At 55.6% G+C, this 14,746-nt stretch carries 13 protein-coding genes and 2 tRNA genes; 4 read left to right on the top strand and 11 right to left on the bottom strand.

Going from position 1 to position 14,746, the window contains the following annotated elements:
• Nucleotides 1-248 precede the first annotated feature (248 nt).
• The 7 genes from ACO079_RS02345 to tig form a co-directional block, all read right to left on the bottom strand.
• Nucleotides 249-324, bottom strand: a tRNA-Val gene (locus tag ACO079_RS02345).
• A 23-nt stretch (nucleotides 325-347) separates the two neighbouring features.
• Nucleotides 348-1,508 carry a bifunctional chorismate mutase/prephenate dehydratase gene (locus tag ACO079_RS02340; protein ID WP_421791490.1) on the bottom strand — a complete coding sequence of 387 codons (1,161 nt, stop codon included), beginning with the start codon at nucleotides 1,506-1,508 and terminating at the stop codon, nucleotides 348-350.
• Between the two features lie 120 nt (nucleotides 1,509-1,628).
• A complete protein-coding gene (locus tag ACO079_RS02335; RefSeq protein WP_421791489.1) occupies nucleotides 1,629-3,461 on the bottom strand; it encodes a zinc-dependent metalloprotease family protein in 1,833 nt (610 codons plus the stop codon).
• Between the two features lie 157 nt (nucleotides 3,462-3,618).
• Nucleotides 3,619-6,024: an endopeptidase La gene (lon, locus tag ACO079_RS02330; protein ID WP_421791488.1), complete on the bottom strand. Its 2,406-nt coding sequence runs from the start codon at nucleotides 6,022-6,024 to the stop codon at nucleotides 3,619-3,621.
• A gap of 156 nt (nucleotides 6,025-6,180) precedes the next feature.
• Nucleotides 6,181-7,467 carry an ATP-dependent Clp protease ATP-binding subunit ClpX gene (gene clpX, locus ACO079_RS02325; RefSeq protein ID WP_421791487.1) on the bottom strand — a complete coding sequence of 429 codons (1,287 nt, stop codon included), beginning with the start codon at nucleotides 7,465-7,467 and terminating at the stop codon, nucleotides 6,181-6,183.
• 154 nt (nucleotides 7,468-7,621) lie between these two features.
• Nucleotides 7,622-8,251, bottom strand: coding sequence for an ATP-dependent Clp protease proteolytic subunit (locus tag ACO079_RS02320; protein ID WP_421791486.1), 630 nt, complete (start codon nucleotides 8,249-8,251; stop codon nucleotides 7,622-7,624).
• A gap of 135 nt (nucleotides 8,252-8,386) precedes the next feature.
• On the bottom strand, nucleotides 8,387-9,883 hold the full coding sequence (gene tig / locus ACO079_RS02315) for a trigger factor (protein ID WP_421791485.1): 1,497 nt from the start codon (nucleotides 9,881-9,883) through the stop codon (nucleotides 8,387-8,389).
• 242 nt (nucleotides 9,884-10,125) lie between these two features.
• Here tig and ACO079_RS02310 point away from each other — a divergent pair, with 242 nt between their 5' ends.
• From ACO079_RS02310 to ACO079_RS02295, 4 genes are all read left to right on the top strand, one after another.
• Nucleotides 10,126-10,845 (top strand): OmpA family protein, encoded by a 720-nt coding sequence (locus ACO079_RS02310; RefSeq protein WP_421791484.1) that lies wholly within the window; start codon nucleotides 10,126-10,128, stop codon nucleotides 10,843-10,845.
• Nucleotides 10,842-11,345, top strand: a complete 504-nt coding sequence (locus tag ACO079_RS02305; protein WP_421791483.1) for a hypothetical protein — start codon at nucleotides 10,842-10,844, stop codon at nucleotides 11,343-11,345. The genes ACO079_RS02310 and ACO079_RS02305 overlap by 4 nt, the downstream gene beginning before the upstream one ends.
• Nucleotides 11,346-11,350: 5 nt before the next feature.
• Complete coding sequence (locus tag ACO079_RS02300) at nucleotides 11,351-11,713, top strand: DUF2200 domain-containing protein (RefSeq protein WP_421791482.1); 363 nt, start codon at nucleotides 11,351-11,353, stop codon at nucleotides 11,711-11,713.
• A 163-nt stretch (nucleotides 11,714-11,876) separates the two neighbouring features.
• Nucleotides 11,877-12,596 (top strand): hypothetical protein, encoded by a 720-nt coding sequence (locus ACO079_RS02295; protein WP_421791481.1) that lies wholly within the window; start codon nucleotides 11,877-11,879, stop codon nucleotides 12,594-12,596.
• A gap of 225 nt (nucleotides 12,597-12,821) precedes the next feature.
• Here ACO079_RS02295 and ACO079_RS02290 read toward each other — a convergent pair whose 3' ends face one another.
• From ACO079_RS02290 to ppk2, 4 genes are all read right to left on the bottom strand, one after another.
• Nucleotides 12,822-13,295: a hypothetical protein gene (locus ACO079_RS02290; protein ID WP_421791480.1), complete on the bottom strand. Its 474-nt coding sequence runs from the start codon at nucleotides 13,293-13,295 to the stop codon at nucleotides 12,822-12,824.
• 74 nt (nucleotides 13,296-13,369) lie between these two features.
• Complete coding sequence (locus ACO079_RS02285) at nucleotides 13,370-13,591, bottom strand: hypothetical protein (protein ID WP_421791479.1); 222 nt, start codon at nucleotides 13,589-13,591, stop codon at nucleotides 13,370-13,372.
• A 210-nt stretch (nucleotides 13,592-13,801) separates the two neighbouring features.
• Nucleotides 13,802-13,886, bottom strand: a tRNA-Leu gene (locus tag ACO079_RS02280).
• A 60-nt stretch (nucleotides 13,887-13,946) separates the two neighbouring features.
• Nucleotides 13,947-14,702, bottom strand: a complete 756-nt coding sequence (ppk2, locus tag ACO079_RS02275; RefSeq protein ID WP_421791478.1) for a polyphosphate kinase 2 — start codon at nucleotides 14,700-14,702, stop codon at nucleotides 13,947-13,949.
• Between the last annotated feature and the right edge of the window lie 44 nt (nucleotides 14,703-14,746).

Below are 14,746 nucleotides of genomic sequence, written 5' to 3'. Positions count from 1 at the left end.
CGCAAGCCCGCGAAGCGGGTCAAGCGGGTTTCTCCGTGTTCTGCAGATGCTTGGCAGGGACAAAGGTTTTTGCGCAAAGACCCCACAAGGTCGCAGCCTTGAGCGCGTTTCATGTGAGCACGGCCCAATGCAACAATGTTCGCGCTTGCCACCAGGGCCGCGCGCAACGGAAACAATGAAAAGCTATATTCACCGACCAAATTTGATCCACCGGATCAAATTTCCCGCCTTTGGCGAGCGCCGGTGAATGGTGGGCGGTGAGGGGTTCGAACCCCCGACCCTCTCGGTGTAAACGAGATGCTCTCCCAGCTGAGCTAACCGCCCTTCCAGTGCGCTAGATAGCGGCTTTATTCCCGTTCGTGAAGTACCGATGACGGTGCCAGCCGATCGGCCCCGTAACAGCCCAGGATGCGAAGGCTCGACGCGCACTTTTCCAGCGCCGCCATCGCGCGTTGACACTGCGGCGTCTGCAGGTTGGCCTCAATGTCGAGAATGAACATTTCTTCCCAGGGAACGCCCGGAACCGGGCGGCTTTCCAGCCGCGCAAGATTGATCCCCTCATCGCGAAAGGCGGCCAGCCCATCCACTAGAGCACCGGGCGTGTGTGCGGTCTGGAAAACAATGGTGGTTTTGCAAGGCAAGCCGGGCGCCGGTGGTTTCGGGTCTTTCGCGAGCGAGACAAAACGGGTGTAGTTTTCGCCTGCATCGCTGGCCTGGCCTTCGATGACGTTGAGACCAAACAGGCGGGCCGCATCTGCACCGGCAATGGCCGCCGACTGGCCGCCCTCCTCCATCGCGTGTTCCAGGGCCCGCGTCGAGGAGCTGGCAAAGCGTTGAGTTATCCCCTCCAGCCCCGACAGGAAACGGCGGCATTGGGCCAGCGCTTGGGGATGGCCGTAGATCGTGGAAACACCACTAAGCGACGTCCCCTTTCCGACCACACAGTGGCGCACGCGATAATGATGCTCGCCGGCAATCTTCAGCGGCGTATCCAGCAAGAGATCATAGACCTCGTTGATGCTGCCGGTCGTCGTGTTTTCGATGGGCAGGAAGGCGTAATCGGCCTCCCCCTCTTCCACCGCTTTTACAATTGACGGGAAATCCCGGCGCACAACAGGCGCCGTCGCAGCGTGCCGTCCGGCATAGTGGGCTTGCACCGCAAAATGCGAGTATGTGCCCGGTCCGCCAAGATACGCGACCCGCGCCTCGCCTTCGATCTCGCTTGCCCGCGCATCCAGCTCCGCGCGTTGGCCACTCAGTGAAAGCTCAATCAGCGTTTGATAGAGTTTTTCCACTGCCGCCGGGTCCAGTCCAAGAACCTCGCCATCCGCGACCGCCTTTCGAAGCACGTCCCGTTCCCGGGCGGGGTCGCGGACGGCCTCGCCCAATTCTGCCTTGGCGCGCGCAATTTGCACACCAAGCGAGGCGCGCTGGGCACAAAGCCGCAATATGTCGCGATCTGTGCCGTCGATTTCCTGGCGTAGCTTGTTAAGAGCATCCTGCGCCATGCTGTTCTCCTGCTTTCGGCCCAAGCGTTAGCAGGCGCAGCATAAATGAAAACGCCAGCATGCAGCCAGAATGCAAAACGCCGCCCCCAACACGACGGGGCGGCGGCAAGGTCGGACGCGTTAGTCAGGAATACAGTTACTGTTATTCGTTGTACAAACCGCAACACTTGTTGCACCGAGCAGCAATCCGTTTGATTGCCCTTCAAACTCGATAAACACGCGATTATCGGCCGGCGCCAGTTTCAAATCGATGGAATTTCCAGCGGCGTTCGCCCCCCTTACCCAGACGGTGTAAGTAAACGTGGTGACAGAAGCCGCGACGCTGAAGTTTGCACCGCGCGTTGTCATGCATATCCCGGTTGAGGGATTCGTGCGGCAAATCTCTAACTCGGCACCGGCAAGATCGTTTCCATTACCAAGCAACTCATCAGGCGACACGGGCGACACGACCAGGTTACCACTGGCAGCGCCAATATTCTGCGCAGAGCCCGCGAAGGCCGCCCAACTTCCTTGCGGCACTTCGAGTATTCCATCATCTGGCACTGGCGGAGTCGTCGGCGTTGACGCAGTCGAAATGATGTCTGGAATAGGTTGAGAAGCCGGACTGGTTGTTAAAAAGGCCGCATTCACCCCGGCGCTGGATCGCGCTGAACGTCGATCGTCACAATAGAATTCAAACCCAAGCAACTGGCCGTCAAGATTATTGCTTTGCGGATAATATGCCAGATGCAAGTTCTGGGTGGCACCAGGACCAAGATTGAATTCGGTATTTGGAGTTCCAGCGAGTGAGTAGATACCGTCACCGTCCGGGTCCTCAAGCCTCTGAAAACTGAAACTGGATTCCGCACCCGGCAATTCGACACCACAAGACATCGCGGTGGTGCTTGAGGGGTTGATCATGTTGGCGGAATACGTGACGACCGCCCCTTGATCCAAAGTGATGGCACGAGCATTGGGAAGAGCCGCAGCTCTAATTTGGGTGCCTGGCACAAAGTCACGATAGTAAGTTGTCAGCGTCAGGTTTTCACGCAGAGCCCGCGCGGCATCAAAGCCGGCTTCCGCCGGAAGGTTCTGCGCGATACCGCAGGGCTGCGATATGCCGGATGTTGCCTCACACATTCGCGTCGGGTCAGAGAACACCTCACGTCCGTCAATATCAGACCCGAAGATCATAATGGTGTTGTAGGCACCCGGCGGGCTCGTGGTTTCAAAGCGGTATCCGCGTGCATAACTTACAGAGGCAAACCCGCCTGTTCCCGCATGGCGGAGGCTGAACAAGTGCCCCATTTCATGCGCCAAGGTCCAATCACCCCGACATGCCCCTCCTGGCTCGTCAACACTCACGGCCATATGGGCCAAGGCTTCACGGGCACTTTGAAAAACAAAACCCGACCTGAATGCTTGAATTTCCGTTGCCCCATCACCGGTGGACGGTGGCGTTGACCGGGCCGCCGGAATATCGATCACTATTCCACAGCTTCCGTGCTCAAAGACATAAGGTCGAAAAATAGCAACCAGGTCTGCGCTGGTACCGTCCCTAAGTTGTCTAACATAGGCATCCGTTCTCAAGAACTCGACGGCACCTGAATAGTTCTGACTTTGGGGTGGAATAAAGGGGTTGGTGTTGTCGAGAAAGTCATCGGAAAGTGGGTTGCCAGATGAATCGCTTAGATTTGCCTCGGTGTCCGAGTAGTTGATGTAACGTAGCCCAACAAGCCGGACACCACCTGATCGTCCTGCGGCAATAAATGAACCATTGGCATAACGAACAAAATCATCGACGCGATCTCTCAGCCCGACACCGTATTCTGCCTCCATACCCGCTGTGTAGAGGATCAGAATATCAGTCGGCTCTGCTTCAGCTTCCGCTTGCGTTTGCGCCGAAACGCTCGAAAACGATAGAAGCGAAAGCCCAACTCCCGCCAAAATCAGTATCGCTAGACGATGTCGCATGTCTGCCTTCCCCTTCTAGTTAATACTAAAGCAAATACACGTATAAACTGATCGCGCAATGCGCGAATTGGCACACCCGAAATCAACCTATATGAAACGTGAAAGGGCGGCCCTAAAAGGACCGCCCTTAGCTGTAGAACCTGTTTTGAAGCGGCCGCTAATGCGCCACTTGGCTCCCACCGGAACCGGACGGCGGTGTGGTCGACAAGGCGGCAAGCGCGGCCTCGTCAGCTTCCGTCCACTCTGCCGGCTCGATCTGCTCGACAAGGGCGTGCTCGAGAACTTCCTCGACGGTAGAAACAGGGATGATTTCCAGCCCCTCCTTCACATTGTCAGGGATTTCCGCGAGGTCTTTTTCATTATCGATCGGGATCAGCACGGTTTTCACCCCACCACGGAGCGCCGCCAGCAGCTTTTCTTTCAAGCCGCCAATCGGAAGGACGCGGCCGCGAAGCGTGATCTCGCCTGTCATGGCGATGTCCTTGCGCACCGGGATCTGGTTCAGCACCGAAACGATAGCCGTCATCATGCCGATACCGGCAGACGGCCCATCCTTCGGCGTGGCCCCTTCCGGCACGTGGACGTGAATGTCCGTTGCCCGGAAAACGGTCGGCTTCACACCCAACTTGGGCGCCCTCGCCTGGACGAAGGAATTTGCCGCCGAGATCGATTCTTTCATTACATCGCGCAGATTACCCGTGACGGTCATCTTGCCCCTGCCGGACATCTTTACAGCTTCGATGGTCAGAAGATCACCGCCGACTTCCGTCCAGGCCAGGCCTGTAACCACACCGATCTTGTCCTCGGCATCCGTTTCACCAAAGCGGTGTTTTCTGACCCCGGCGAACTCGCCGAGATTGTCAGACGAGATGGTCACCGACTTGGCCTTCCCGCTTTCGATCTGACGCACAGACTTTCGGGCCAAATTGGCGAGTTCGCGTTCCAAATTGCGGACACCGGCTTCGCGTGAGTAATAGCGAATGAGATCGCGGATCGCTTCTTCCTTGACCTCGAACTCGTCCTTTTTGAGCGCATGGTTCTTCACCTGTTTGGGCAGCAGGTGACGCTGAGCGATCTCGACCTTTTCATCTTCGGTGTAGCCGGCAATACGGATGATCTCCATCCGATCCAGAAGGGGTTGCGGCATGTTCAGCGAGTTGGCCGTGGTCACGAACATGATGTCGGACAGATCATAGTCCACTTCCAGATAGTGATCCGCGAAGGTGGAGTTCTGTTCCGGATCCAGTACCTCCAGGAGTGCGGCTGACGGATCGCCGCGATAGTCCGCGCCCAGCTTGTCGATCTCATCAAGCAGGAAAAGCGGATTGGTCGATTTTTTCTTTTTCAAAGCCTGGATGATCCGCCCCGGCATTGAGCCAATATAAGTCCGGCGGTGACCGCGGATTTCCGCTTCATCGCGCACGCCGCCAAGTGACATGCGCACAAATTCTCGCCCCGTCGCTTTGGCGATGGACTTACCCAGTGAGGTCTTACCTACGCCGGGCGGTCCGACCAGACACAGGATCGGCCCTTTCAGCTTTTTGGCGCGTACTTGCACCGCCAGATGCTCCAGGATGCGTTCCTTGACTTTCTCCAGCCCGTAGTGATCGGCATCCAATGTCTTCTCGGCTTCGATCAGATCTTTCTTTAGCCGCTTGCGCTTGCCCCACGGCAAAGACGTCATCCAATCGAGATAGTTGCGGACGACTGTTGCCTCCGCCGACATCGGGCTCATCTGCTTGAGCTTGCGAAATTCCTGTTCCGCTTTCTCGCGAGCCTCTTTGGAGAGTTTGGCCTTTTCGATTTTCTCTTCGATTTCCGCAAGTTCCTCACGGCTATCGTCTTGCTCGCCCAACTCGCGCTGGATCGCCTTCATTTGCTCGTTGAGGTAATATTCGCGCTGCGTCTTTTCCATCTGGCGCTTCACGCGGCTGCGGATTTTCTTCTCCACCTGAAGGACGGAAATTTCGCCCTCCATCAGACCCATCACCTGCTCCAGCCGGCGGGCCACGCTCAGCTGTTCCAGCAGAGATTGTTTTTCATTGATCTTGACAGCCAGGTGAGCGGCGATGGCGTCCGCCAACTTGGACGGCTCCGCTACCTCCTTGATGGTACTCAAGGCGTCCGGCGGCACCTTTTTGTTGAGCTTGACGTAATCATCAAATTTTTCGGAGGCCGCGCGCATCAGCGCTTCCATTTCGGACAGATCACCCACCTCATCGTCGAGCAATACAGCTTCCGCCTCAAAATAAGAGGCGTTTTCAAGATAGCGGTCGATCTGAATGCGTGTCCCGCCCTCGACAAGGACTTTCACGGTACCGTCGGGCAGCTTCAAAAGCTGAAGCACAGAGGCAATCACACCTGTCTGGTGGATGTTTTCTACGCTCGGCTCGTCGTCTCCAGCGTTTTTCTGCGTGGCGAGCAAAATCTGCTTGTCCGCGCGCATGACTTCTTCCAGCGCTGCCACGGATTTATCGCGGCCGACAAAAAGCGGCACGATCATGTGGGGGAAGACCACAATGTCGCGAAGGGGCAGGAGCGGAAGAATCTTGGTTTCGGTCATATTTTATCCTCGAACACGCGCGCTGCGTTCCGATCATGCTGATCCGATTCGCAGCGCTGCAAGCGCACCCATGCGGCGTCTTGCACAGCTTTCCCAGCTTCCACCTTCAGATGGTCGATGCGGGCTGGCATTTCAACCAGCCGCGTGTCATCCGCGTCAGGACGCGGTGGGCCGTTTATCTTCGGCCTCTTCCTCAGCCTTCTCGGCATAGATGAAGAGCGGCTTACCATCGCCTTCAACAACGTCGCCATTGACGACGACTTCATCTACGCCCTCCATGCCCGGCAGATCGAACATGGTTTCGAGCAGGATGCCCTCCATAATGGAGCGCAGACCACGGGCCCCGGTTTTCCGGGTGATCGCTTTTTTGGCGATCTCGTTGAGCGCATCCTCGGTGAAGGTCAGGCTGGCGCCTTCCATCTCGAACAGGCGTTGATACTGCTTGACCAGCGCGTTTTTCGGCTGTGTCAGGATCTGGATCAGCGCGTCTTCGTCGAGGTCTTCAAGGGTCGCAATGACCGGCAAGCGGCCAATAAATTCCGGGATCAGACCAAAGCGCTGCAGATCATCCGGCTCCACCTCGCGGAGAATATCACCTGTGCGGCGATCATCGGCCTCTTTCACATCGGCGCCAAAGCCGATAGACGAGCCCTTCCCGCGTTGGGAAATGACTTTCTCCAGGCCAGCAAACGCGCCACCGACAATGAACAGGATGTTCGTGGTGTCGACTTGCAGGAACTCCTGCTGCGGATGCTTGCGGCCACCTTGCGGCGGCACAGAGGCGACGGTGCCTTCCATAATTTTCAGCAAGGCCTGCTGCACGCCCTCACCTGACACGTCACGGGTGATGGACGGGTTATCGGACTTGCGGGAAATCTTGTCGATCTCGTCGATATAGACGATGCCGCGCTGGGCGCGCTCCACATTATAGTCGGCCGATTGCAGAAGTTTCAGGACGATGTTTTCAACGTCCTCACCGACATAACCCGCTTCGGTCAGAGTGGTGGCATCGGCCATCGTAAACGGCACATCGATGATGCGCGCCAGCGTCTGGGCCAACAGCGTTTTACCGCAGCCGGTCGGGCCGATTAGAAGGATGTTGGATTTGGCGAGTTCGACGTCCTGATTCTGCGTTGCATGGTTGAGACGCTTGTAATGATTGTGGACCGCCACAGCGAGCACGCGCTTGGCTTGATCCTGACCAATCACATAGTCATTCAAAACCTTGTAGATTTCGGTCGGCGTCGGAACGCCCTCTTTGGATTTCACCAGCGAGGTCTTGTTCTCCTCGCGAATAATATCCATGCAAAGCTCGACGCATTCATCGCAGATGAACACTGTCGGCCCTGCGATCAGCTTACGAACTTCGTGCTGGCTCTTGCCGCAAAACGAACAGTAGAGCGTATTTTTCGCCTCGCCGCCGTTATTCGATGACTTGCTCATGCTCTCAATCCGCCCTCATACGGCACGCTACCCAGTGTGTCGCGCTTACGATTCCACCCACGCAAGATCGGGGCCGAACCTTAGCGAAACGTAATCACACACCCAATTCGACCACATGCCAAGCGGTTTGAGCAAGGCCGAAACGCTGATTTTATCAGCTATCACCGCCGGTTTGCTCTTCGCGTGAGGCATATACATGGTCGATCAAACCCCACTCCTTGGCCTCGTCAGAGGACATGAAGGTGTCCCGATCCAGCTTGGCCTCGACCTCATCATAAGTCCGACCGGTGTGTTTGACGTAAACCTCATTCAGGCGACGCTTTGTCTTGATGATGTCTTCGGCATGACGCTCGATATCCGAAGCCTGCCCCCGGAAACCGCCTGAGGGCTGATGAACCATGATCCGCGCATTTGGCGTGGCTGAACGCATGTCCGGATGGCCCGCCGTCAACAATAGCGAGCCCATGGAGGCCGCCATGCCAATGCACGCGGTGGCTACAGGGCTGCGGATGTATTGCATCGTGTCATAGATCGCCATGCCGGACGTCACCACGCCGCCCGGCGAGTTGATGTACATCGCAATTTCTTTTTTCGGATTTTCCGATTCCAGAAACAGCAGCTGCGCCACGATCAGGCTGGCCATGCCGTCTTCAACCGGACCGGTCACGAAGATGATGCGTTCCTTCAAAAGCCGGGAAAAAATATCGTAAGCGCGTTCTCCGCGGCTGGATTGCTCCACCACCATCGGGACAAGGTTCATCATTACGTCTTCAGGATCTCTCATCACGCGCTCCAGGCATTTGCGATCCGGCAGGACGCTGGACCGATTCGTCTTTGCTCTCTGTTTTCAAATATCGCGACGCAAAACGCCCCGCGCAAGGCGGGGCGTCTGGCTGATGTCAGCAATGGCTCAGCTGAGCTATTTTTTCTTGGCGGCCGCTTTCTTCGCCGGAGCCTTCTTGGCGGCTGGCTTTTTCGCAGCGGCTTTATTCGCCGGAGCTTTTTTCGCAGCCGGCTTTTTGGCGGCGGCTTTCTTTGCCGGTGCTTTTTTCTTGGCCGGTTTTTTTCCCGTCAGAATGTCATCCTCATCCGAGAACAGAGCGTCACGGCTCACTGTCACATCTTCGACCTTGGCAAGCTCGAGGACGTAGTCGACGACCTTCTCTTCGTAAATCGGGGCACGGACCTGAGCAACGGCATTCGGGTTCTTTGAGTAGAACTCGACGACTTGTTGTTCCTGACCGGGGAAGCGTTGCGCTTCCTGATTGATCGCGCGGGAAATTTCCTCCTGCGTAACCTCAACATTCGAGCCCTGACCGATCTTGGCGAGTACCAGGCCAAGGCGCACGCGGCGCTCTGCAATGTCTTTATACTCAGCCTTCAACTCGTCTTCAGACTTTTCCTTGTCCTCATCATCGAGTTGGTCGGCTTCAATGGCCTGGCTGACCTGAGCCCAGATATTGTTGAATTCCTGATCGACCATGCTGGGCGGCAAGTCGAAGTCTTTATTGGTATCGAGGGAATCCAGCAGCGACCGTTTGGCCCGCATGCGGGACTGGCCAGCGTGTTCACGTTCAAAGCGCTGCTTCAGCGCGTCCTTGAGTGAATCGAGCGATTCAAGACCCAGCCGTTTGGCCAGATCATCATCGATTTTGGACTCCGCAGGCGCCTCGATCAGCTTTATCGTGGTTTCGAAAACCGCTTCTTTTCCGGCGAGATGTTTAGCCTGATAGTCCTCCGGGAAGGTCACCTTCAGCTCGCGCTCTTCGCCTTTTTTCGCGCCGATCAGCTGCTCTTCAAAACCAGGGATAAACGCGCCATCGCCGATGACCACGCGGGCGTCTTCCGCAGAACCGCCTTCAAACGCGTCGCCATCAAGTTTTCCAACGAAGTCGATTGTGACTGCATCGCCTTCTGCTGCCTTAGCCGTTTTTGCGGATTTTTCCTTGTAGGCCTTGCTTTCGCTTGCAAGCTCGGCCAGCGCTTCATCAATCTGGGCGTCTTCGACTTCCGCAACGGGGCGCTGAACGGTCAGCTTTTTAGGATCGGGGGCCTCAAAGTCCGGCATGATGTCGAGCGAAATTTCGAACGTAAAATCCGAACCGCCGATCAGTTCTTTCGGGTCGGACTTCACATCGACTTGCGGCTGAGACGCCGGCTCTATCGACCGTTCTTTCAGGGTCGAGTCGATGGTTTGCGGCAACAACTCGTCATTCAGAAGATCGCCAAGAATGCTTTCGCCAAACACCTTCTTGATGTGCGCGGCCGGCACTTTTCCGGGGCGGAAGCCCTTCAAGCGCACCTGGGGGCGGATTTCGTTGATCTTGGCGTCGAGGCGAGCCTGCAGATCCCTGGACGGGATCACGACTTCAAAGGTGCGGCTCAAGCCTTCATTGGCTTTTTCTGTGACTTGCATTGGGTCAGTCCTGATATGAGTGATCTTCGCGCTGGAGCATGCGACCCCGCGCGTGCGAAGGCGCGGGTTATGTCACGGCCCCCCTCCCTATGCAACGGGCACAGGCGGGACAGATTGCAGTATGCGTTGATTGACTTCTAATGAACTATTCGCATCTGGCCCAATAACCGCTTGACACAACGCTTCATCCCGCCTTTCGTTAATGGAAGTTAACGTAACTAGGCCGGTTGGGGGACTGGGACATGCGTTATGTACTTCTGGCAATACTCGCAGCCTTGATTGTTGTCGCTGGTAATCTGATTAAAGCGCAGCCCATTGAAAATGAGCTTGGTGAGTGGTCGCGGGACGCGCTGACCGATAACGCGTTGGGCTTTGCGTCGATTGAGATGGACGGTCGTGACGCCTATGTGCATGGCCTTGCGCCGAATACAGAGTTGCGGGATCGCGCGCTGGAGATCGTTGATGCCGTCTGGGGTGTCAGGCGAGCCCATGACCGCATGACTTTGCCGAGCGAAGTTGAGGACGGTATTCAAGGATTTGCGCTCGCCGATATAACTGATCAATCCATTCTGGATCGATTTGCCAATTGCCAGAATGCCTTCAATGCAGCGCTGCAAGAACAATCGATCCAGTTTGCCTTCGATTCTGTGGAGATTGATCCGGCCAGTCATGCCTTGCTCGATCGATTGGCAGAAATAGCCAATTCGTGCCCGCGTGCCATTCTGACCGTTGCGGGTCACACTGATAATATCGGCACAGCCGAAGCCAATCGGCAGCTTAGCCTTGGCCGGGCGCAATCAGTCGTCGACTACATGGTTGCCGACGGAATTTCACGCTCGCGGATGATTGCGCGTGGATATGGATTTGATCGAGCGATTGCCTCGAATGAAACTGCTGAAGGTCAAGCCGCCAACCGGCGGGTCGAGATAACCATTTCAGGTCTTGGGGGAGACGCACAATGACCTATCTAATTGTAGAAATTGCGATTCTTCTTCTCATCGCCTTCCTGATCGGCCTTTTGATCGGCTGGTGGTTTAATCGCAAAGGGTCCGGTGAGGGCGAGCAGGACCATGCACTGCAATCGCGGATAGCCGTGCTGGAAGGCGAGCTCGACGAGTGTAAGGCAAACCGGCTCCAGCTTCGGTCCCAGGTGCAAGAGTTGCAATCCAGCGCACCGGCGGCCGGGTTTGTGGCAGCATCGCCGGAAGAACTGCCGCCGGATGACCTCAAGCGCATTAGCGGAATCGGACCGGTGATTGAAGGAAAACTGAACGCCGCCGGTGTTACCCGGTTCGAGCAGATTGCGGCCTGGACACAAGCCGATGTCGATGACTTCCGCGAGCGTTTGAATTTCCGCGATCGGATTGAACGCGAGTTCTGGGTGGATCAAGCCAAGATGCTGGCTCGGGGCGAAGAGACCGATTTTTCCAGGCGCTATGACGAGCAAGACAACGAAAGCTAATTTCAATGTCTAACGAGCGCGTCTATCGCATGAGTTTTGCCAGCGTATATCCGCACTATGTCAAAAAGGCCGAGAAAAAGGGGCGCTCCAAGGCCGAAGTCGATCAGATCATTGACTGGCTGACCGGATATGACGCAACGGCCCTTTCGGTCGCGCTGGATGACAAGCGAGATTTTGAAACCTTCTTCGCGACCGCGCCCAAAATGAATCCGGATCGGACCCAGATCAAAGGCGTGGTGTGCGGCGTGCGTGTCGAGAAGGTCAAGGAAAAGACGATGCGGGAGATCCGCTATCTAGATAAACTCATCGACGAGCTCGCCAGAGGCAAGGCGATGGAGAAGATTTTGCGGTCGGCGAGCCAGGAATAAGGGTTGTTTCTAATCTGAACTCGCCCGCCCCCCTAAACGAACACAGTCAGCGCTGCCCATCAGCCAACTCCCGCAATGCAGTTTCAAGCGGTGCATAACGATTACGCCGAATGGCATTGTCTGAATTATTTCAGCATCGGCATAGATGAAACTTGGGACGAATATGAAAAAAAATATCGGGTTTGATGATATTGCCGGGGACTTGTTCAGCCTCAACATCCGGGGACTCAAATCCATCTGTGTGCTTTGGGTGTCGCCGCAGGATTATTTCGGCGCGGCATCGGATGACGACTGGAATGGCCGTTACACGCCGTCAGTTCGGCTTTGGCTTTCGCTTGTCGCAATCGCCTCACTTTTACAATTCCTCTGGATTGGGACGGGCACGCCGCTTGTTGAAGCTTTCGCGCAGGGGTTTCGCGATTCCGGAGCGGCCTTGCCAGCAGGCGTCACCTATGAGGAGGTCGGTCGAGCCACAGCTCATTGGACGTTTGCGGCCGTCCCGATTGTGCAATTCCTGGTCTTTCTTTCGATTTTTCCGCTGTTTGCGTTCTGGGGGCGCGAAACCAGTTTTGGCCTTCGCGTCCGTTACGGATTCGCGATGATGATTCCAGGCGCTTCCTTGATGGTTTTTCTGCTTCCGGCTTTTGCGTTGGTGCCAAGCGGTCAAGTGAATCAATTTGGTGTGCTGATCGGAATTCTGGCGTTTTTGATTGATGCAATTACGGTCTTCAGAAGCCGGTTAGCGCCGTCCCTTTTGAGCCGGATCATTCGTGCCATCGCACTCGCGGGAATTGCTGTGTTGCTGAACGTCACAATCCAAATCGCCACCACGATTGCTGGTGTCATATGGATAAGCATGAGTTATGGGCTAATGGCCGGCTGAGACGCTCTGTGGACGCAGCCAACTCGCGCGAAGCAAGTAATAAAACCGTTCACGCTGGTGGAAGCCAGCTGCTTGCCTTCGTGAAATCTCTGAGATTTTTTCAATTCCTCACAACCCAGGCGTTTGAACTGAGACGAAATGACATTCAAAAAAAACTGACGTCATTATCAACTTTCCAACAGCGCTGACACACCCGTCAGACTTTGGACCGATCGCTGAGAGCAATTATTGCCGTGCCTCCGAATTTTCATCCGGCGTAAATGTCAGTGTAACTTGGCTGGGCAGCAGAAGGTCATGAATGACGTCCCCCTCGATCCGCGTCCACACCGCGGAAACACCGGATAGCTGACCCTCTTGATAGACGCCGGTCCAGCGGATCTGCTCACCATTCTCAATCAAGTAATTTGCCTGAAAATGAATTGTGTCGCCAACCGGCCACGCTGTGTACATACCCCGATCAATGGTGTCGCGCGCCGTCCAGATGAATTCCCTCTCATGGAAGGAAATCGTTCCTGGAACGCTTACAATCCCGATCAGGCCGTTCGCCCGTATGCGTCCATTCACTTCCACACCATCGAGAACAATTGCCGCGTTCGGATCATTTCGAGCTGGGTGCGCTGAAAAATTCGTTGGTTGCTGGCCAAATGCACATCCAATCAACCCAATCGACAGCATGATGGATACATAATGTTTATTCATAATAACACATTTATACAATAATTAATGCGTCATGTAAATCGATTATTTGGTAAATATTATTTACTTATATTATTTTATATTGAATAGTTGGATTTCTTGATATTGGAGTTGATATCGAGAAAGCAACGTCCGCCGAGTGTGCGCTTCTCGCACGCAATCGGTATCTGACGAGCCTTCATCATGACTGCGGCGCGATAGCCAATGCGCGAAAAATTGCATCGCTTGCCGAGCCAAAGCTTGCGTTCATTCCATCGCGGATGAGATCCGCCAGCGCCCCAGCCTTGAGCGCGTTTCATGTGAGTACGGCCCACAGCAGTCGCGTTCTTGCTTGGCAAATGGGCCGCGCGCAACGGAAACAACGAAAGAGCTATATTCACCGATCAAATTTGGTACAATGGACCAAATTTCCGGCCTCTGGCGGGCGGCGTTCAGTCCCCTACCGGGGCATTCCAAACCGATTTTCGATCCACCGGATCGAAAATTTTGCGAAGCAAACTGGTTTGGAATGGTGCGGATGAGAGGACTCGAACCTCCACGCCTTGCGGCACTGGAACCTAAATCCAGCGCGTCTACCAGTTCCGCCACATCCGCACGATGTCCGGTGGCGCGCTTCATAAAGGCAAGCGACCGGTTAGCGCAATTGTCTTTTGCCTACGACGCCAGGAAATCGGAGTCGGCTTCCTCGCCCGGCCAATAGCGGAGGATGTTTGTATCCCGATCCGGAACCGGATGCGTGTAACCGCCGCAATCAATCGACCGAAGAATATCATGGATCACAGCGAGTCGCAGGGCGCGCTTATTGTCTGACTTGACGACGCGCCAGGGCACGTGATGCCCGGTGGTGCCCAACATTCGGTTTCTAGCCGCCGAGTAATCATTCCATTTTTCCAACGCCACCGCATCAATCGGGCTGATCTTCCAAGTTTTTAGTGGATTCTGCCGGCGGTCTTCCAGCCTTTCCGCCTGTTCGCTCTTTGAGACATCCAGATAGTATTTGAGCAGGATCAACCCATCATCAGTAAGGATTCGCTCGAACGGGCCGACATCGCCGAGGAAATGCTCGTACTGGGTGTCCGTGCAGAACCCCATCACCTTTTCAACGCCGGCGCGGTTGTACCATGAGCGGTTGAACAGCACGATTTCGCCCTCGGCGGGAAAGTACGGAATCCAGCGTTGAAAATACCAGGACGCGCGATCGCGGTCGGACGGCTTGCCGAGCGCAACCGTGCGCGTTTCCCGTGGACTTTGATGTTCAATGATCCGCTTGATCGTGCCATCCTTGCCGGACGCATCACGGCCTTCAAAGATGACCAGCACCCGTTTTTCGTTGGCGATCACAAAGCGCTGAAGGTCAACGAGATTGACCTGCGCCTGATATAATTGCTCGCGATACACGTCCCGGTCCATGCTGCCCCCTGCGGCTTTCTGTTGAGCTGCCAGCCTAGCGCGGG

Origin of the sequence: Hyphobacterium sp. (assembly GCF_965228115.1) — a bacterium.
Taxonomy (GTDB): Bacteria; Pseudomonadota; Alphaproteobacteria; order Caulobacterales; family Maricaulaceae; genus Hyphobacterium.
This window is presented reverse-complemented; position numbering and strand designations above follow the sequence as displayed.